The 19,206-nt window shown below is 40.8% G+C and carries 24 protein-coding genes and 1 pseudogene; 12 read left to right on the top strand and 13 right to left on the bottom strand.

The window, feature by feature from the left end; genetic code table 11:
• The 4 genes from WAX46_RS13360 to WAX46_RS13345 form a co-directional block, all read right to left on the bottom strand.
• Positions 1-229 (bottom strand): helix-turn-helix domain-containing protein (locus tag WAX46_RS13360; protein WP_336493650.1); only part of this gene is annotated, 229 nt, incomplete at its 3' end.
• A gap of 110 nt (positions 230-339) precedes the next feature.
• Positions 340-498 carry a YfhD family protein gene (locus tag WAX46_RS13355; protein WP_226569700.1) on the bottom strand — a complete coding sequence of 53 codons (159 nt, stop codon included), beginning with the start codon at positions 496-498 and terminating at the stop codon, positions 340-342.
• A gap of 61 nt (positions 499-559) precedes the next feature.
• A complete protein-coding gene (locus WAX46_RS13350) occupies positions 560-670 on the bottom strand; it encodes a YfhE family protein (protein ID WP_099679941.1) in 111 nt (36 codons plus the stop codon).
• Positions 671-723: 53 nt separating this feature from the next.
• Positions 724-1,620 (bottom strand): TIGR01777 family oxidoreductase, encoded by an 897-nt coding sequence (locus WAX46_RS13345; RefSeq protein ID WP_336494185.1) that lies wholly within the window; start codon positions 1,618-1,620, stop codon positions 724-726.
• Between the two features lie 94 nt (positions 1,621-1,714).
• Here WAX46_RS13345 and recX point away from each other — a divergent pair, with 94 nt between their 5' ends.
• Together recX and WAX46_RS13335 are read left to right on the top strand one after the other, a co-directional pair.
• The gene (gene recX, locus WAX46_RS13340) at positions 1,715-2,506 is read left to right on the top strand and encodes a recombination regulator RecX (RefSeq protein WP_226569704.1); all 792 of its coding nucleotides are present in this window, start codon (positions 1,715-1,717) and stop codon (positions 2,504-2,506) included.
• Positions 2,507-2,509: 3 nt separating this feature from the next.
• Complete coding sequence (locus tag WAX46_RS13335; protein WP_226569706.1) at positions 2,510-2,824, top strand: YfhH family protein; 315 nt, start codon at positions 2,510-2,512, stop codon at positions 2,822-2,824.
• A gap of 221 nt (positions 2,825-3,045) precedes the next feature.
• Here WAX46_RS13335 and WAX46_RS13330 read toward each other — a convergent pair whose 3' ends face one another.
• Both WAX46_RS13330 and WAX46_RS13325 read right to left on the bottom strand, forming a co-directional pair.
• Entirely contained in the window at positions 3,046-3,219 is a 174-nt protein-coding gene (locus tag WAX46_RS13330) for a YpzG family protein (RefSeq protein ID WP_336494184.1), read from the bottom strand.
• Positions 3,220-3,244: 25 nt separating this feature from the next.
• Positions 3,245-3,394 (bottom strand): small, acid-soluble spore protein K, encoded by a 150-nt coding sequence (locus tag WAX46_RS13325; RefSeq protein ID WP_226569711.1) that lies wholly within the window; start codon positions 3,392-3,394, stop codon positions 3,245-3,247.
• A gap of 117 nt (positions 3,395-3,511) precedes the next feature.
• On the opposite strand from WAX46_RS13325, the gene WAX46_RS13320 reads away from it, so the two are divergent.
• The 3 genes from WAX46_RS13320 to WAX46_RS13310 all read left to right on the top strand — a co-directional run bounded on the left by WAX46_RS13320 (position 3,512) and on the right by WAX46_RS13310 (position 7,732).
• Entirely contained in the window at positions 3,512-3,724 is a 213-nt protein-coding gene (locus WAX46_RS13320; protein WP_376776465.1) for a YfhJ family protein, read from the top strand.
• Positions 3,725-4,073: 349 nt separating this feature from the next.
• Positions 4,074-5,057 carry a glycosyltransferase family 2 protein gene (locus WAX46_RS13315; protein ID WP_226569714.1) on the top strand — a complete coding sequence of 328 codons (984 nt, stop codon included), beginning with the start codon at positions 4,074-4,076 and terminating at the stop codon, positions 5,055-5,057.
• 92 nt (positions 5,058-5,149) lie between these two features.
• Positions 5,150-7,732, top strand: coding sequence for a YfhO family protein (locus tag WAX46_RS13310; RefSeq protein ID WP_336494183.1), 2,583 nt, complete (start codon positions 5,150-5,152; stop codon positions 7,730-7,732).
• Between the two features lie 13 nt (positions 7,733-7,745).
• Here the strand turns inward: WAX46_RS13310 and WAX46_RS13305 are convergent.
• Both WAX46_RS13305 and WAX46_RS13300 read right to left on the bottom strand, forming a co-directional pair.
• A pseudogene (locus tag WAX46_RS13305) lies at positions 7,746-8,223 on the bottom strand (IS5/IS1182 family transposase); the annotation flags it as partial.
• 23 nt (positions 8,224-8,246) lie between these two features.
• The gene (locus WAX46_RS13300; RefSeq protein ID WP_226569718.1) at positions 8,247-9,227 is read right to left on the bottom strand and encodes a metal-dependent hydrolase; all 981 of its coding nucleotides are present in this window, start codon (positions 9,225-9,227) and stop codon (positions 8,247-8,249) included.
• A 185-nt stretch (positions 9,228-9,412) separates the two neighbouring features.
• Here WAX46_RS13300 and mutY point away from each other — a divergent pair, with 185 nt between their 5' ends.
• On the top strand, positions 9,413-10,513 hold the full coding sequence (mutY, locus tag WAX46_RS13295) for an A/G-specific adenine glycosylase (protein ID WP_226569720.1): 1,101 nt from the start codon (positions 9,413-9,415) through the stop codon (positions 10,511-10,513).
• On the opposite strand, the gene WAX46_RS13290 is transcribed toward mutY, so the two are convergent.
• A complete protein-coding gene (locus WAX46_RS13290; RefSeq protein WP_226569722.1) occupies positions 10,500-10,724 on the bottom strand; it encodes a hypothetical protein in 225 nt (74 codons plus the stop codon). The two genes, mutY and WAX46_RS13290, sit on opposite strands and share 14 nt — an antisense overlap.
• An 81-nt stretch (positions 10,725-10,805) precedes the next feature.
• On the opposite strand from WAX46_RS13290, the gene fabL reads away from it, so the two are divergent.
• The 5 genes from fabL (at position 10,806) to WAX46_RS13265 (ending at position 14,721) form a co-directional block, all read left to right on the top strand.
• Positions 10,806-11,558, top strand: coding sequence for an enoyl-[acyl-carrier-protein] reductase FabL (fabL, locus tag WAX46_RS13285; RefSeq protein WP_226569724.1), 753 nt, complete (start codon positions 10,806-10,808; stop codon positions 11,556-11,558).
• A 57-nt stretch (positions 11,559-11,615) separates the two neighbouring features.
• Positions 11,616-11,780, top strand: a complete 165-nt coding sequence (locus WAX46_RS13280; RefSeq protein WP_226569725.1) for a gamma-type small acid-soluble spore protein — start codon at positions 11,616-11,618, stop codon at positions 11,778-11,780.
• A gap of 163 nt (positions 11,781-11,943) precedes the next feature.
• Entirely contained in the window at positions 11,944-12,204 is a 261-nt protein-coding gene (locus tag WAX46_RS13275; RefSeq protein ID WP_226569727.1) for a YgaB family protein, read from the top strand.
• Between the two features lie 147 nt (positions 12,205-12,351).
• Entirely contained in the window at positions 12,352-12,882 is a 531-nt protein-coding gene (gene ntdP, locus WAX46_RS13270; RefSeq protein WP_226569729.1) for a nucleoside tri-diphosphate phosphatase, read from the top strand.
• 96 nt (positions 12,883-12,978) lie between these two features.
• Positions 12,979-14,721 (top strand): ABC transporter ATP-binding protein, encoded by a 1,743-nt coding sequence (locus WAX46_RS13265; RefSeq protein WP_226569731.1) that lies wholly within the window; start codon positions 12,979-12,981, stop codon positions 14,719-14,721.
• A 238-nt stretch (positions 14,722-14,959) separates the two neighbouring features.
• Here the strand turns inward: WAX46_RS13265 and WAX46_RS15930 are convergent, their stop codons facing one another.
• The 3 genes from WAX46_RS15930 to WAX46_RS13250 all read right to left on the bottom strand — a co-directional run bounded on the left by WAX46_RS15930 (position 14,960) and on the right by WAX46_RS13250 (position 18,257).
• Positions 14,960-15,205, bottom strand: coding sequence for an IS3 family transposase (locus tag WAX46_RS15930; RefSeq protein WP_376776466.1), 246 nt, complete (start codon positions 15,203-15,205; stop codon positions 14,960-14,962).
• Positions 15,206-15,640: 435 nt separating this feature from the next.
• Positions 15,641-16,714, bottom strand: coding sequence for an FUSC family protein (locus WAX46_RS13255; protein WP_226569733.1), 1,074 nt, complete (start codon positions 16,712-16,714; stop codon positions 15,641-15,643).
• Positions 16,715-16,961: 247 nt separating this feature from the next.
• Positions 16,962-18,257 carry a glutamate-1-semialdehyde 2,1-aminomutase gene (locus WAX46_RS13250; protein ID WP_226569735.1) on the bottom strand — a complete coding sequence of 432 codons (1,296 nt, stop codon included), beginning with the start codon at positions 18,255-18,257 and terminating at the stop codon, positions 16,962-16,964.
• 129 nt (positions 18,258-18,386) lie between these two features.
• On the opposite strand from WAX46_RS13250, the gene bcp reads away from it, so the two are divergent.
• Positions 18,387-18,854 (top strand): thioredoxin-dependent thiol peroxidase, encoded by a 468-nt coding sequence (gene bcp / locus WAX46_RS13245; RefSeq protein ID WP_226569737.1) that lies wholly within the window; start codon positions 18,387-18,389, stop codon positions 18,852-18,854.
• A 65-nt stretch (positions 18,855-18,919) separates the two neighbouring features.
• Here bcp and WAX46_RS13240 read toward each other — a convergent pair.
• Positions 18,920-19,206: IS3 family transposase (locus WAX46_RS13240; RefSeq protein WP_336493564.1), on the bottom strand; the 287-nt coding region annotated here is incomplete at its 5' end.

The following is a 19,206-nucleotide window of genomic DNA, read 5'->3' as shown; positions in this document are numbered from 1 at the left end:
TCTCTAATTCGGAAGAGTACTCGGGACCCTTTCCATAGATATATTGTTTTCCAACAGGCTGTTCGAACCTGTGTGTATCCCCAGCCTTATGCCACCTCACCCATGTCTGAACCTGCGTCTTATTCTTGATATTCAATTCCTGCATGATCTCTTTCATAGGTACACCTGCCAATCTCATTTCTACAGCCTTCTGTTTGACTTCAACTGGATAACTCACTCTTGTCCCCATAGAAAAAACACCTCCATGTTTTATTTCGGATCACAACGGTCCGTTTTCAAACTTGAAGGTGTTTTTTATTTGTCTCATCTTAGGGGGTCAGTCCCAAAGGGTCTGCTTTTTTACTTATCATTTTTGGCCCGCTGATCGGCTGCTTTCATACGTGCCATCGCTTTTACGTCATTTGGATCTGCAAGTTCTTTGGAAAATTCAACATATTCGCCATCCGTCTCTTGAGCAGCATTTTGTTGGATGGATTTTTTGTTTTGGTCTTTTTTCAAAGCCTTTCCCTCCTTTACAAGATCACTTTAGTTATGTGCTTGTTGGAGTGGAATATCCGCCCTATTTGCTTCTTTTTTCTGCTGCTCTTTCCGCTTTTTTGAATTCCTGCTGATACAGGACTTCTTGGGTTTTCTTCAGACGAGAAGTTGGTTGGTGTTCTTTTTTCTTCATTAAAACAGCCCCCTCCAATCGTTTCTTTATAGGGTGGGTGTTTTGTTTAACTTTTATTCCTTTGAATGCAAAATCGCATCTTTTAGCTCAGGATGCAAAAATTCATAAGTGGAAAGCAGCGCCTTTTTGGGCAGAGCACGTTGACCTTCTAAAACAAGTAATGACATTTCACCAAGTACGGTTTTGATGACAAAGGAAGGCACCTTCAGCCAATGAGGACGACGAAGGGCAGAGGCAATGGTTTGTCCGAGCTGTTTCATTTGAACAGGATTCGGAGACGTTACATTGAGTGAACCCGATACCTGTTCATGCTGAATGGCAAAAGCAATGAGATGTGCGACATCTTCTACATGAACCCATGATACCCACTGTGAACCTGATCCGATGGTTCCACCGGCAAACAGCTTGTATGGCAGGGTCATGAGAGGCAGTGTGCCTTTTTCTCCTAATACGACCCCAAAGCGTGTATAGACAGTACGTATGCCGAGTGCTTCAATTTTTTGACCCTCGGCTTCCCAAAGCTTTGACGTATGACTTAAGAAGTCTGTATCAGCTGAAGGGGCTTCTTCCGTAAAGTCCTGGGTCTTAGAAGTGCCATAAATACCGACAGCACTTGCCTGAATGAGCACAGAAGGTTTCGTTTTCTGCGCTTCTATAATTCGTCTCACTTCTTGAGTTGATTGTAGACGGCTTGAGAGGATGCCTTCTTTGGCCTTGACTGTCCAGCGTGTGAAGATGGATTTTCCGGCAAGGTTGATCCATACATCGATGTCAGGCAATTTATGTTCCGGGGCAGCACCTTCTGTCAACCACTGCACGTAATGTAAATGATTTTGTTCGGATTCCTTTGGATTTCTTGTTAAAATATATAGATGATGTCCTTCAGCAGCGAGCACTTTTGTGACCTGCTGGCCGATAAAACCGGTTCCTCCGGTAATGGCGATATTCAATTGACATCTCTCCTCTCATATACATACCTATATCTTTCACGATTTTGAATCAGAAGAAACATCCTGACTGTTTTGGAAAAGGAGTGATCACAGGATGCCCTATATTACAAAAATTTCTGCTCAGAAAAACAATACCGAGCGGGTCAACATCTTTCTTGATGAAAAGTACGCCTTTAGCGTTGATTTAGATGTGCTCGTCCACCACGATTTGAAAAAAGGAAAAGAGCTGGACGAAGCAGATATCATTGAGATTCAATTCGGCGATTCTGTCAAAAAAGGATTTCAGCAGACCGTTGATTATTTATCTTTCCGAATGAGGTCAGTGAAAGAAGTCACCGATTATTTGACGAAAAAAGACATACCAGCACCTGCTATTAGTGAAATTATACACAAATTAAAGCAATATAAGTATGTAAATGATCTTGAATTTGCTGAAGCATATGTGAGTACACACCGGAAAAAGAATAGTAAAGGGCCGTCAGTCCTGAAAAAAGAATTAAAGATTAAAGGCATAGATGATGACACCATTGAACAAGCACTTGCGCAATATCCTAATAACTTGCAGCTAGAGGAAGCCGTCAGACAAGTTCTCAAGCTTGTGAAAAAAGAAAAAAATCGTTCTGCAAAAGAGATTGAGCAGCGCATCAAGCTTCAGCTACAAAGAAAGGGTTTTTCGTTTGAGATCATTGATAAAGCCCTCCAAGAAGCCTATGATGGACAAGAAGAAGAAAAGGAAGAAGAAGCCCTCCATTATATGCTGGAAAAAGCAAAACGAAAGGCAGGATATGACGGGTCATTTGAAAAGAAGATGAAAGTGAAGCAATTTCTATATAGAAAAGGCTTTGATCTTGATACAATTGATCACGTTTTAGACAAAGGGGAATGACAGATGGAAAAACGATATAGTGAGATGACAGATTACGAATTAAAGCAGGAGATTGCAGCACTTTCAGAAAAAGCAAGAAAGGCTGAACAGCTAGGCATTGTGAATGAATACGCTGTTTTAGAAAGAAAAATCGATATGGCCAAAGCCTATTTATTAGACCCGGCCACAATTCAAATCCATTCGTCCTATCAAATCAAAGATACAGACGAGCAATTTTATGTAGAATATGTGAATGGGGTATTTGCTTGGGGGTACAGAGTAACTGCTCCAGAGAAGGAAGATGCTTTGCCGATTTCATTGCTTACACAAAAGGACTGATCCAAAGATCAGTCCCTCAGCGTGTAGAATAACCCTCGCATTCGTTGTCAGCCCTGCGTGCCGGTGCTCACGAATCTAAAATTCGCTCCGCTCCAGTACTCGTCCTTCCTAGACTTCAAAGGTTTTCAATCACGCTGAAAAGAAGACAAAGGGCTAAAATAAAGATCATTTTAGCCCTTTGTCAACAATCTAAGGACTGATCCAAAGATCAGTCCCTTTCTTTACTTCGAACGTTGTTTACGAACGTTGTTCTGAAGTACGATGTCGTGCTGCGTTTGCTGCGTTTCTCCATTGACCTGAGAGGCTGAATGTTTTGGATTCGCCCATGGTTGAGGGTAAGCGGTTGTCCTTAATTGAACAAAGTCTGCCATATACGATTTCCCATTTGAACTCATATCTCAAGCACTCCCTTTGGAAAAATTAGCGTTTCCCTGATGCCCTCATACGTTCCTGTGGACGTGTATTCGTCTCACCATTTGTCCTTTTAGAAGCAAAAGCATCTGTGGCGCCTGGTTCGCCTTCAAACTTGTGATTCATTTGATTTGGAAAGCCCTTTGCTTGATTGCGCATATCGATTCCCTCCAAACCATACAAATCATTTACGTCTTTTGAAGACGTAAGGGTAGTATATGAAAAAAGAAACTTTTTTAAAAAGGCACTTTCTGCTAGATGAGGGAGGAACGAGCCGTGGAACAATACTTTGATCGATTAAGAACAACTAATGGAAAAAACAATATGCTGACATTTGAAGAAGCACGTATATGGGTAGAGCTATTAGGAGTGATTTTTGAAACGACCTATGCAAAGGCCGGTCACAAGTATAAAGGACAGGGAACGACAGAGCGGATTGTCCAAGAATGGAGAGAGCTACAGTGCTCAGTTGCACTTATTTCAAAATAAACACTCAAAGGTAAACGGGCATCTGCAACATAACCAAAAAGGAGAGCTGCATTAATTCTCTTTTCACTTCTACTCATCTTTTTGAAAAAACAGGAAAATATATAAGTATACAAACAATTTTATAAAACAATAACCAGTCTGTGATACGAATTACAGGCTTTTTACAATGGTTAAACTTAAAATTACATTAAATTCATCTTGCTGAAAATCACTGGAAATAAAACTCTGATATAATGAAATGATTAAAAAACATGAAATTTATGGATAATAAAAAAGTGTTTCGTTTTCTGATAAAAAAGGAATAATGAACATAACAGACTGTGTGAAAAAAGTGAAGAGAAGGTGCGATATGGAAAGGGAATTGCTCTCTGTTATAATTCCTTCTTACAATGAAGGTGAAAATATCAGACGAATCTTTGAGGCACTCGAGGAAGAGTTTCGGAATTTTTATTATGACTTTGAAATCATCTATATTAATGATGGAAGCAAAGATAATACGCTTCAATACATGAGAGAGCTCTCTTGCAAAAATGCAAAGGTCAAATATATTTCCTTTTCACGAAATTTCGGGAAGGAAGCGGCTATTTTGGCAGGGCTTGAACATGCAAAGGGAGTAGCTGCCATCATGATGGATGCCGACCTACAGCACCCAACGTATTTGATTCAGGAGTTTGTCAGAGGGTATGAAGAAGGGTATCATCAAGTCATTGCCAAACGGAACCGTAAAGGGGACAGCAAGCTTCGCTCTTATCTATCATCGATGTACTATAGAGTCATGAACAAGGTTGTTGAAGTGGATCTGCGTGATGGCGTCGGAGATTTCCGTTTAATTTCACGCCAAGCAATCGACGCATTACTGCAACTGAAAGAAGGGAATCGTTTTTCGAAAGGGCTTTTTTGCTGGATTGGGTTTGAAGAAAAGGTCATCTATTATGAAAATGTAGAAAGGCAGCATGGTGATACAAAATGGTCCCTGAAGAAATTATTTAACTATGGCATTGATGGCGTCATTTCCTTTAACAACCGCCCGTTGCGTATTTGTTTTTATACTGGCATGCTAATCTTATTCCTCTCTTTGATTTACATCGTGGCCACCTTTATTCAAATTGTCAGAACGGGAATCATGGTACCGGGTTATTTTACTTTAATATCGGCTGTGCTTTTCCTCGGAGGTGTCCAGCTTTTGAGTCTAGGCGTGATTGGAGAATACATCGGACGTATCTACTATGAAACGAAAAAGAGGCCGCATTATTTAATCCAAGAATCAAATGTAATGGGACAAGGCACAAGCTCAAAAGAACAGGACCGAGTGTTAACGCAGTTATTTAAATAACGTGGAGTCAAATAACCGGCAAGCACGAATCGCTTGCTGGGTTGTTTTGTTTCAAAGAACAGTGGATCTTTTGTAGAAAGGATTTAGAATTGATGAAACGTAAATGGAATATCATTGGATTGTGCCTCATTCTCGCTCTATTAGGACACTTCTTTTTCTTATATGAATATACGCAAGGCCGATATATGACAGGAGATGGGGACGGCATCTCGCAAATGCTCCCGTTTAAAAAGCTGCTTTATGACGAATATGTCAAAGGAAACTTTTTTTATTCCTATCAATTTGGTCTAGGCGGCGGTACATACACGCAATTAGGTTATTATTTTACAACATCGACTGTCTTTATGGTCACGGTTGCTGTAGTCTGGCTGATGAATGCGCTTCATCTCATTCAGTCAACAGACATTCATTTTTGGGCAAATACTGTTATTTGGCTCAGTGTGATCAAGCTGACGTTGATTCTTTTCATCGCCTATTGCGTTTTGTTTTCAATGGTTCAACATAAACTGAGCGCACTGACAGGTGCCGGGATATATGGACTGTCTATAGTGTATTTTCGGCATCAAACGTTTTGGGAGTTTTTCACTGACAGCATGATGTGGCTTCCGCTGCTTGTGCTGGGGGTTGAACGAATATTCAAAACGGGAAAGCCGGCTTGGTTTATTGTGGCGTGCAGCCTCATGCTCATCAACAATTTTTACTTTGCTTATATTCACTTTATCTTTTTAGCGATTTATCTCGTATTTAGATATCTCATCAAGCTTCGGAGAGAGGAGCGCGGCTGGAAGATTTTCTGGACCCTTGCGACTTCCACGCTGTTATCCTTTGGAATCAGTGCCGCCTTTTTTATCCCTTCTGTTTACGGGTTTCTCAATAATGTAAGGCCGCCGTATGATCAGACGATACCTTGGTTCGAGCTACATGATCATCTGCTGTTTACAAGCAGGGTGTATGTATTACCTGTGATCTTTCTCATTTGTTTGTTCCTTGTTCCGCTATACCGGAACCGGTGGTTTTTCATGTTCACATCCATTAGTGTTCTACTCATTGTTTTTCACTACAGTCCAAAGATAGCGAGTGTGTTTAATGGTTTTTCTGCACCTCAGTATAGATTTGAATACATTCTAGCCTTTACAGTTGGAGCAGCCGTTGCCATCACGATTAAGCATTTCACGCATATAGAATGGAAGTGGAAAAAGCGTGCGGTATTAGGTGCCTGGATCGTTTTCCTCCTCACTGTTTTCTTGTCGGAACGAGCGATGCGAAATATGGATGTCGTTGTGTTGACAGGTGCTGGACTGCTTGTGATTAGCTTGCTATGCCTTTGGCTACATGCTGAAAAACGCCAGCACCTTCGTCTGTTTTCAGCCGTTTTGCTTGCCGTTAGTCTACTGACAGCAGTCGCTTATCAAAAGGGCTACTTGTCTGAAGGGAGCAGCATTAAGGAAGTATCAGATACGTATATGAAAAGTGAGGCGTATGCGGGCCATGAGCAAATGGAGCTCATTCAGCTAATTCAAAGCCTCTCAAAAGACCCGCTCGCGAGGATTGATTGGATGAATGGTGTGCGAAACAATACCCCATTATTTGAAGGCTTTCAAGGGATGAGTGTGTATTCGAGCATATTAAATAAGCATTTGCTCAATTTCTACTGGATTGACCTGCAAATTGATATGGGGCGGGAAAGTGTCAGCCGTTATGCGACAATGGGTGACCGAGCGAATTTATACAGCCTGACCTACGGAAAGTATTATATGAGAGACAAAATGATGTCTTACTCACCGCCATCTGATTTTCAGCTAATTTTGGAAAGTGAGCATTATGAGGTGTATGAAAATACACGCCCGCTTCCATTTGCAAGAACAACAAGTAACATTTATTCAGAAGCATCCCTTCAGCATGCCTCAGTCCTTGATAGGGAGCATGCAATGCTGCAAGGCGTGATTTTAGACAAAAAAGGAAATGCTGAAATGGACCATTCGCCTAATCGAGTAAAGGATGCAAATATTCATACTGAACAAGCAGTATACGAAAATAGCGTGCTGGATGTATACGGAGAAACGGGCGGCCTGAATATCACCCTTCCAGATGATATGGCTCATGCCGGGGATGTGTATGTGAGCTTTTATATAAAGCGGACAGAACGTAACGTAGGGTTTCAGCTGTCCGTTGACAGGTACGTCACATCACGAAAAAGCAATACATCGATCTACAAAACAGGCGTAAATGAAGTAACCATTCGGGTCCCTGCTGAAAGGATACTCTCCATTCGAGTACCAAAAGGGACATATGAGCTCAGTCAATTAAAGCTATATCAAGAACCTTATCGCATCCTGCAGCAAGCATATGAAAAAGAGAAACAGGATGATGGCAACCAGCAGGTAAAGCTTCAAAACAATCGCTTTACGATTTCATATGATAACAAGCGTGGCGATGATTATATGGTTTTACCAGTTCCATATGAAAAAGGCTGGGATCTCACCGTCAATGGACATCAAACAAACATTGAAAAGGCCAATTACGCATTTATCGGCTTTCCAATCGAAAAAGGCAAAAATGATATTGAATTAACCTACTATCCGCCTTATATCAGAATTCTGGCTCTGATCTCACTGATCAGTCTGATCGTTGCGATCCTATATGCACGGAGAAAACACAAGAAATACCACTTTTAATTTATAAGCATGCACACTTTTCAGGATTTTTATAAAACCTGTAGCCTTTTCAGTCAGTTGTTGAGTATAGAAGTGTTTGTCGTTCGGACAAATGTGCTGGTCTTTTTCATTGTCTTATTGAAACTTCCACTTCGGAAACAAATCTCTTGTAGGATGAAATCGTCTGTGGGCGATAACGCCAAAATTATGATGATCGGATAGCCCTTTCAGATTGGTGTAGTCAAATAACTGGAATCAAGAGCGACGGCTTCTACTTGAAAACCAAGGTCGTGCGAATTGGTGATCTAATCTGTCCAGATAAGGTGGAGAATCATAAATATGACCAGGCGTTACGTAGATATCGGTGATAATATTGTGTCATATCCGTTGTTCGGTGATCTAAATAGAGGCTTATCCAAGTCTTTTATATAGTTTTGTGTATCTTTTACAATCGTTTTTCTCGTATATTTATGCTTATTGGCATTGGCTTTAAGGTGGGTTGAATCGGTGAAGGCATAACATAAAAAAGACTCGCTCACACAGAGCCGAGTCTTAATTTTTTTTGCAGTTTTTCTTCACTGAAAATCCATCCGGTATAGGAATTTTTGATTTGATGATCCATGTCGATGTGGCAGATCGCGACAAAGGGATAATGACCTTTGCTGCGGTAGCGTAAGTCAATGAACCGCACTTCATAATGATCCTTGTATTTATCCACTTCCCACCGGTATACAGGGGAAAACGACAGAAAGGCTGATATGTTTTTATCTTGTTTGGCAATCTTCATGATCTCTGTATTGGGAACCGGCACACGGTTAAATGTGTCTAAAATGACGATCTCTCCATTCATGCTTCGACCGACATGGAAAGACGATTTGCATTTAACCGCAATGCGCCATTGCCTGAATTTCATTGTAGGCGAAATAATAATTTCTTCAATCTCATAGAATCGTGCACGTACCTCCTTTTTGATATGAAGCTGCATGATGACCCTGACGATATAGTAACAGAAAATCACGGCATACAGCGTTAAGAACGTATAACCGGGATGTCCGCCAATTGCCCAAATGACAATGGCGACAAGGTGTGTAAAAAAGATAAATGGATCAAAGGTGTTAATGATTCCAAGCGCTACCCACTTCTTTGAAAAAGGACGAATGGCCTGTGTGCCGTATGCATTGAAAATATCAACAAACACATGAAGAACAACGGCTAACAGTGTCCATAACCAAAGGTGAAGTAAATTCGCTCCTGGTACAAATGGGAAAAGCACACCTGGAATCAGCAATGACCAAAACAGTACTGCTGGAATGGAGTGAGTAAATCCTCGGTGATTTCTTATATAAACCGCATTATTTTTTAGCTTTAGCACAGTATCAATGTCTGGTGCTTGGGAGCCAGCAATGGTCGCAATCATGACGGCATGTGCCATTTGAGGATCTACGCTAACGGCTGGATCTAAAAGTGCAAGTCCCCCAAGAGAGATGCCCATTACTACATGAGTACCAGTATCCAATTGATTACCTCCTAGTTGTCATGCTTAGGAACAATCATTCAAAGTATACGTCTTCATTCATGTGCAAAATCACTTTTGCTTTGTCTTGATTTAATGTAACATGTTAACGTATCTACAAACAGTATACAACAAATAAGGTTCTTTTCAGAACGTTATCCCTCGGTTCAATGAGAAGGAGTATAAACATGAAAGACATTCAAGAAAGGCTGAATCGCAAAGATATTACGGGTATTCAGCAAGATTTAATCGATTGGTATGAAAAAGAACAACGGACATTGCCATGGCGTGAAAATCAAGATCCATACCGGGTCTGGGTATCAGAAGTGATGCTTCAGCAAACGAGAGTGGATACGGTGATTCCATATTTCCTCCGGTTTATGGAGCAGTTCCCAACTGTTAAAGATCTTGCTTTAGCCGATGAAGAAAAGGTGATGAAAGCATGGGAAGGTCTTGGCTACTATTCAAGAGTTCGTAATTTGCAGGCAGCTGTGAAAGAAGTATATGAATCTTACGGGGGCGTTGTCCCTGATACGAAAGGAAAATTTTCAAAGCTCAAAGGTGTAGGCCCGTATACTAGTGGCGCAGTGCTAAGTATCGCCTATAACAAGCCGTACCCTGCGGTAGATGGCAACGTCATGAGGGTTATTTCTCGGATCTTGTCGATATGGGATGACATTGCGAAGCCAAAAACGAGAAACACTTTCGAATTTGCTGTCGATCAGCTCATTTCCTGGGAAAAGCCGTCTCAATTCAATCAAGGGCTAATGGAGCTAGGTGCGCTCATTTGCACCCCAACATCACCTTCATGTCTCATTTGCCCTGTAAACATGCATTGCTCGGCTTTAGAAGAAGGCGTTCAGCATGAGCTGCCAGTGAAAAGCAAAAAGAAAAAGCCTACTGCCAAATCAATGGCAGCAGTGGTTTTATTTGATGATGCAGGTCAACTGTATATTCATAAACGGCCAAGTACAGGTCTCCTTGCGAATTTATGGGAATTCCCTAACATGGAAACAATAAAGGGAAGAAAAACGGAAAAAGAACAGCTGCTTGAATTTCTAAAAGAAGAGGCAGGTGTACAAGCAGAGCTTGGTGATTTAGAAGGCACCATTCAGCATGTATTTACCCACCTCATCTGGAACATTTCTGTTTTCTTTGGCCGGGTCATCTCCGCATCTGATGAAACTGTGCTAAAAAAAGTAACAACAGAAGAGTTCGAGGCGTATGCTTTCCCGGTGTCACATCAAAAAATTTGGAAGATGGCACTCGAGCAGCCTAGTCGTATTTAACCGTAGTCCCGTGGGTATAATCGGCTTCATTTCGGTGCAGACCCCCGCGGTTTTCGATTTCAGAAATGATTTCTCGATACTTGGATTGCCCTTCCTCGTTTAAATAAGGTAAAATTTGTTGGAAAGCATGATGAAAGTAAGCAAGCTCAGTATCTTTCCATTGATCCTTGGATATCATGCCAAGCTGACTTAAATCGCGTCCGACATACATGAATGTTACCTCCTAATAGAACTTTCCCTATTAGTGTGAAGCGAATGGACGAAAACTATTCAAATCAGGAGATGAACCATAATGAATCAACGTGAATGTGCATTAATTACAGGTAGCAGCAGAGGTGTGGGGAAGGAAGTTGCCCTTCGCCTAGCTGAAAAAGGATATAACATTGTCATTAACTATGCAAGAAGCAAAAAAGCAGCACTTGAAACTGCTGAAGAAATTGAAGCGATGGGTGTCAAAACATTGGTCGTGAAAGCCAATGTAGGTCAGCCTGAAAAAATCAAAGACATGTTTCAGCAAATCGATGAAACATTTGGCCGTTTAGATGTATTTGTCAACAATGCGGCGTCTGGCGTTCAGCGCCCAATTATGAACCTTGAAGAAAACCATTGGGACTGGACAATGAATATCAATGCGAAAGCCTTGTTATTCTGCGGACAAGAAGCAGCAAAATTAATGGAAAAAAACGGCGGAGGACATATCGTCAGCATTAGCTCACTAGGCTCAATTCGCTACCTTGAAAATTACACAGTGGTCGGAGTATCAAAAGCAGCACTAGAAGCTTTGACCCGTTACCTATCTGTTGAGCTGTCACAAAAAAACATTGTCGTCAACGCAGTATCAGGCGGTGCTATCGACACAGATGCGCTAAAGCACTTTCCGAACCGTGAAGAGCTTTTAGAAGACGCGAAGAAAAACACACCAGCTGGCCGAATGGTGGAAATTAAAGACATGGTCGACAGTGTAGAATTCCTTGTATCAGGCAAAGCAGACATGATTAGAGGACAAACCATTATTGTGGATGGCGGACGTTCTTTACTTGTTTAAAAAAATCATGAATAGGATTTACACCTTCTGCACAAATTAATGTGCGTGGAGGTGATAATGATGGATCAACAAAACAAAACAAACGCACAACAAGTGAAGAAACAAAACCAAGCTGCTGCACAAGGCGAACAATATGACACTGAATTTGCTAGTGAGACTGACGCACAGCATGTAAAAAAATACAACCAAAAAGCTGAGCAAAACAAACAACAAAACAGCTAATCACTGAAACAGAGGAAAGCACTTCATATACGAATGAAGTGCTTTTCTTTTGCCTGGCACCACCATCCGACAAAACCTGTAAAACCTCTACATAAACAGTCAAAGGAATTCTTCATTCTTTCAAGAAATGGTATAGATATAAAAAGTCGATGGGAGGAGTTAGATGTCTGATTTCGATCAGCTTGTAAGAGAACAAATGCAGCTCATGGATCAGTTGATGCATGTACAAGGGGAACTCGATCTGTACTTAGAGACAGAAAAACGATTGCTGCAAGATGAAAAAAAGGATGAGCGGTATAGACTTTATGATCAAATCAAGCAGAAACGAGAAGAACTGCAAAAAGTCCAAACATTATTTACAAAACAGACAGAAGAGGTCATTAATTCATATAAACAGATGGAGAAGAGTTCAACTGTGATGTAACGCTGTGTGCCGTTCAATTGGGTTGAATGGCTTTTTCATTTCATTTTTTACCTATGTAACGGTATAATATAATAGAGACATGTTTAGTTGGGAAATTAGGTCTTTGGACTGTTAGGTGTGTTTGTTATAGAAAGTAGGGGAGAAAATATGGGCTATCCCAAGGAAGGAGAAACCATCCAAATTCAAAGCTATAAACATAATGGCTTAATCCACAGGATTTGGAATGAAACCACCATTCTGAAAGCAACGGAATTGTGTATCATTGGGGCAAACGACCGAACAATGGTGACAGAATCCGATGGCCGTACATGGATGACGAGAGAACCGGCTATTTGCTATTTTCATGCAAAACAATGGTTTAATGTAATTGGGATGCTTAGGGATGATGGGGTATATTATTACTGCAACATTAGCTCTCCTTTTGCGACAGACGAAGAGGCAATTAAGTATATTGATTACGATTTAGATGTCAAAGTCTTTCCAGACATGACGTACAATATATTGGATGAGGATGAATATGCAGATCATAAGAGGCAGATGAATTATCCAAAAGAAATCGATAGTATCTTAAGAGAGCATCTGAATACATTACTGCATTGGATTCACCAGCGGAAAGGACCGTTTGCTTCAGAATTTGTGGATATGTGGTATGAACGTTTTTTACGTTATACTAAATAAGCAAGAGCAACAAAAACCTGTTTGGCTTTCTAGGAGCTAACAGGTTTTTGACTGCGTACGGATAAGAGGCACTGATAGATTGGGAAGGAGATTTACATGGGGGTCATTAAACGCTACATGGCTTTTGTTACACCGTATAAAAAACAGATTGCATTGACAATGGTAATAGGGATGATCAAATTCTCTATTCCCTTAACCCTGCCTCTGCTCTTAAAGTATGTCATTGATGATGTCATTCAAGGCTCGGGGACGGCTGAAGAAAAGACATCGTCTCTCTTGATCATCATGGGCTTCATGCTCGTTTTATTTTTAGTGATGAGACCACCTGTTGAATACTACAGGCAATACTATGCACAGTGGACAGGCAGTAAGGTATTGTTTGATATTCGGGAAAAGCTGTTTTCCCATATTCAAAAGCTAAGTCTTCGTTATTATGCCAACACGAGAACAGGCGAAATCATTTCAAGGGTGATCAACGATGTGGAACAGACAAAGGAATTTGTCATTACAGGCCTCATGAACATTTGGCTTGATTTGATGACAGTCCTTATTGTGATTGCCATCATGTGTACACTTGATCTCAAGCTCACCATCGTGTCTGTCATTATTTTTCCGCTTTATGCGTTAGCTGTGAAGTATTTTTATGGACGACTTCGCAAGTTGACAAAAGAGCGGTCACAGGCACTGGCTGAGGTGCAAGGGCATCTGCATGAACGAGTACAAGGAATGCCAGTTATTCGCAGCTTTGCGATTGAAGAATACGAACAAGAGAATTTCCACGATGAAAACAAAAATTTCTTAACCAAAGCGATCAATCATACGAATTGGAATGCCAAAACATTTGCAGTCGTCAATACCATTACGGATATTGCGCCGCTTTTGATCATTGCATTTGCTGGCTATACCGTGATTAACGGCTCGCTTTCGATTGGTACAATGATTGCCTTTGTCGGCTACATTGACCGAATGTACAATCCGATTCGCCGCTTGATTAACTCATCGACGACGTTAACCCAGTCGGTGGCGTCAATGGATCGTATTTTTGAGTTTATTGATGAGCCTTATGAGGTAACAGATCGGCCAAATGCAAAAGAAACCAAACATTTAAAAGGAGAAGTGGAATTTAAAAATGTATCGTTTCGTTATGAACATACACAGGAAGAGACTTTACATCATGTCTCCTTGAAAGTAGAAAAAGGGCAAACAGTCGCCCTTGTAGGAATGAGCGGGGGAGGGAAGTCGACACTTGTGAGCTTAATTCCAAGATTTTATGATGTGACCAATGGGTTACTTGAAATTGACGGCATTGATATTAAAGAGTACAAAGCAAGAAGCCTTCGAAACCAAGTCGGAATGGTGCTGCAAGATACGTTCTTATTCAGCGACACGATCAAAGAAAATATTGCTATTGGGGACCCGGAAGCATCTTTTGAAGAAATCGTATCGGCTGCCAAAGCGGCAAATGCCCATGAATTCATCATGTCTCTTCCTGAAGGGTATGACACAAAGGTAGGAGAACGGGGCGTGAAGCTTTCAGGCGGTCAAAAACAACGAATTTCGATTGCAAGGGTATTTCTCAAAAATCCACCACTCCTCATATTGGATGAAGCGACATCTGCACTTGATTTAGAAAGTGAGCATTACATTCAAGAAGCGATGCAAAAGCTAGCAAAGGACCGCACAACCTTTATTGTTGCGCACCGCCTATCAACCATTACACATGCCGACCAAATTGTCGTCATGGAACAAGGTGAAATTGTGGAAAAAGGAACACACGAAGAATTAATGAACAGAGACAGCCACTATCGTCATCTATTTACCATTCAAACATTAAATTAGTAAAAGCCTATCCGATTATCTAGGCAGTTCCCTCTTCGAGAATGACTGCCCTTCAAACCAACGTTTTCTAGTCGCTTTTGATATGCTGGTGTTGTGTATTGAAAGCCTTGATCAGAATGAAGTACTGCTCCTTTGACAGTTTCCACGCGACGATCTCATTGTTATATAGATCTTGTATAGCTGAAAAATAATAGAAACGATGCTGGCAAGCAATATAGGTAATATCAGTTACATTGATTTAAATTCCAAGGTTTAATCTGTTTGGATGGACAACCGAAGCTTGTCTTCCGAAATACCGACGTTTTTTTCGAATGATAGATTGAATGTTCATCTCTTTCATCAACCTGCAGACACGCTTATGGTTGATGTGAAATCCTTCTTTCTTTAAAGCGATTGTCACCCGAGGATAACCATAGAAGGGATGTGAATGATGAATGGCCATGATGTGCTCTTTTAAGAGTTGTTCATTCTGTTTCCGTTCCATTCTAGTCCTTTTATTCTTAAACCATTTATAATACCCTGATCGTGATACTTTGACGATACAAACGAGCCATGTCAACGGATAAAAACTCTTTAATTCATGAACAGCTTCAAACCGTGCAGTCTTCAGAATCCGTCCTCCCCGTGAAGATTTGGATAACGCTTTTTTAAGTATTCTACCTGACCTTTGACCCGATTTTTTAGCTGAGTGGCACTTCGGAGACCTAATGCTTCAGATAATGAGCGATAGCTTCCATTTCCTTCTTCATACATTTCACGGCTTTCATCTTAAATTCTTTCGTATAGTGTTGAAAAAGTTGTTATTTTCTCGCCATAAAAAATCCCCTCCAAGTATAGTGTAACAGCCAAGATATGTTCTCGGGCTTTTTACACTGTCTATTTAGAGGGGATCATACCACTTGGAACGAGTCTTTTCTGCTTAAGCTTCTTTTTCTTCTGTCTCAATTTCACTATCTTTTGGGTGATACGTTTGAAAGCTTGTAATCAATGTATCCAAATGCTCCAATTCATCACGGTATTCGATGATACTGGACATCACATTCAGCATATTATAATCGAGCAAGTCATTCTCTTGGTTTTGCTGATGCTGAATAAATGACTTTGTTAATGTTTCAAGTCGAAAAGAGCACTCATTTTGAAAATCATCGTCCTGCGGCTTCATTTTTCCAACAAACTTCATCAAGGTGCGCTCATGCCAATAGAGTAAATAATCAATCTCGTCGGTTAAGCTGTCCCTGAAATGCTCTGGCATCAAATGAATTTCATTTTCTAATTTATGCAGTTTTTTAAGCAAGTACAGAGCTCGATTTGACGTCATAATCGTCTGTCTGAACAAAACCAGCTTTCTTGATTTTACATACGTGGTTTTCTTTAAATAGCTTCGTTCCTCTTTGTATAACAAGTAAATGTGATCTAATTTGATCATACGTTCTTTTATTTGGTCGATGTCATCCTTTAAAGTGGAATGATCAGTAGACTGTCTGGAGCTTAGACGGATCCATTTTAAAATCTCCTCCGTATTTTCCATAATGTGATGAACGAGCTTTGTTTCATACTTTGGGGGCAGGAAGATTAAATTCACTAAAAATGAAGATAGAACCCCTAGCACCACAGTAGCTGTTCGGATTAAGGCAAAGGAAAGGAAATGATCCCCTGCACTTTCTAAAATAGCGATGACGGTTACAAGTGCAATCGGAATGGTGTGTTCAATCTTCAGCTTTAAATTAATGGCGATGACCATGACTGCTGTTAAACCGATAATGACTGGTCCTGTGCCGAAAAGCAGACCGAACGTAATGGCAAGTGCTGCTCCAATAATATTGGCTTGCACTTGGTCAACAATCGTTAAAAATGATCGATAAATAGATGGCTGGATAGCAAATACGGCTGCAATTCCCGCGAAAACGGGCGTTGGCAGCCCAAGCCATGTTGCCAGGTAAAGCGCGAGTACAATGGCAATACCAGTTTTTAAAATACGGGCTCCAAGTTTCATTGGTTTTGTCCCTGCATTCCTTTCTTTTTGATAATAGATGATCACTCGTCATATATCATAAATATTTTGATGAAACAACTAAGTAATATACAGCGGTCTTCCGAAATATTCAAGTGGTTTTTGAAAGTTCATGAAAACATCAAAAGAAGGTATTGTGAAAGAATGTAACAGATTCAATCGTTTTTGACAATGAAGAGCTGGTAAATAAAAAAACAGACGCAGTGATTTACGTCTGTTGTTGACTCGATTATGATTTTTTCAGCTGTTCAAACGCAAGATCTACCGCTTGCAGCGTCTCAGAAATATCTTTTTCAGTATGTGCGATGGTTAAGAACCAAGCTTCATATTTAGAAGGGGCAAGGTTAATACCTTGAGCCAGCATCAATTTGAAGAAGCGGGCGAACATTTCGCCATCCGTATTTTCAGCCTGCTCGTAGTTCACAATTGTTTCCTTTGTAAAGTAAATCGTGAGAGCACCTTTTAAGCGATTCACTGTAATATCTACTTGATGTTTTTTGGCATGGGCTAAGATTCCTTTTTCTAACATAGCGCCAAGCTGATCAAGACGCTCGTAGACTCCGTCTTCTTTTAACACTTCCAAGCATGCAATTCCGGAAAGAATTGACGCTGGATTTCCTGCCATCGTGCCAGCTTGATAGGCTGGTCCAAGCGGAGCAACTTGCTCCATAATTTCTTTTTTACCGCCGTAAGCACCGATTGGAAGACCACCGCCAATAATTTTTCCTAATGCAGTGAGGTCAGGTTTTACTTGAAGAAAATCCTGTGCACCGCCATACATAAAGCGGAAAGCTGTAATCACTTCATCATAGATCACGAGTGCGCCTTTTTCATGAGTTAGGTCATTGACCTGCTGCAAGAAGCAGTCCTTAGGCTCCACAATGCCAAAGTTTCCGACAATGGGCTCAACAAGGACAGCCGCTACTTCATCTCCCCATCGATCTAAAGCTTCTTTATAGCTATTGATATCATTAAATGGAACGGTAATAACTTCATTGGCGATGCTTTTGGGCACGCCCGCTGAATCTGGCGTTCCTAAAGTGGATGGACCAGAGCCTGCTGCAACGAGCACAAGATCAGAATGACCGTGATAACACCCGGCGAATTTAATGATCTTTGTTCTGCCTGTATAAGCGCGAGCCACACGAATCGTGGTCATCACAGCTTCGGTACCTGAATTGACAAAACGAACTTTATCCAAAGCAGGCATCGCTTCCTTCAGCATTTTCGCAAATGTAACTTCATGCTTCGTTGGTGTTCCATAAAGGACACCCGTTTCAGCCGCTTTCGTGATGGCTTTTGTAATATGAGAATGAGCATGGCCTGTAATAATAGGACCGTATGCTGCCAGATAATCGATATAGCGGTTTCCGTCTACATCCCAAAAATAAGCGCCTTCTCCTCTTTCCATTGCAACGGGTGATCCGCCGCCTACTGCTTTATATGAACGAGATGGGCTGTTGACCCCTCCAACAATATGCTCTAGCGCCTCTTGATGTAATTTTTCTGATTCTGTGAATTTCATAAATAGCCTCCTATCTCAACGTATCAGGTCGTCTATCATTATTTTAACATGCCGATGCAAGCCTTCTTAGTTGAATATCCTCTCAAAATTGGATAGGCTATTTAAAAAATAGGTTGGAGGGATTGTGTTATGACAATAGAAGTAGGGAAGCAAGTACCTGATATTGAATTAACCGGTGACAACGGGGAGAAAGTAAAGCTTTCTGATTTTAAAGGAAAACATATTGTCCTTTATTTCTATCCAAAAGATATGACCCCAGGCTGTACAACAGAAGCGTGCGATTTCCGTGATCGCCATCAAAGCTTTGCAGACTTAGATGCCGTCATTATAGGCGTAAGCCCAGACAATCAGGACAAGCACCAAAAGTTTAAAGAAAAACATGATTTACCGTTCCTGCTTCTTGTTGATGATGAACAGAAATTGTCTGAAGTATTCGGAGTTTGGAAGCTGAAAAAGAACTTTGGCAAAGAATACATGGGAATTGAGCGTTCAACGTTTCTTATTAATAAAGAAGGAACGCTTGTGAAAGAATGGCGAAAAGTAAAGGTGAAAGACCACGTAGAAGATGCTCTTGAGGAACTGAAAGCTCACGCTTAATATCATCACAGAATGAGATCGGCCGACATGGTCTTATCCCTGTCAAGTAGACAATTATAAAAAGCCTAACCTGCCAGTGTGTGACGGTATTCTACCGGAGCACACTGGTTTAATTTTTTCTGGAATCGATCGTGATTATAGAATTGAATGTAATCTTCTATGCTTTTATGAAGCTCTTTTTCCGTTTGACACGAAGAAAAGTAAGTGTTCTCTGTTTTGAGATGTGAGAAAAATGATTCGATACAGGCATTATCTAGGCAGTTTCCCCTTCGGGAATGACTGCCCTTCAAACCAACGTTTTCTAGTCGCTTTTGATATGCTTTTGTTGTGTATTGGAATCCTTGATCTGAAT

It is taken from the genome of Bacillus sp. FJAT-53060 (genome assembly GCF_037104745.1).
GTDB lineage: Bacteria > Bacillota > Bacilli > Bacillales > Bacillaceae > Bacillus > Bacillus stratosphericus_B.
This window is presented reverse-complemented; position numbering and strand designations above follow the sequence as displayed.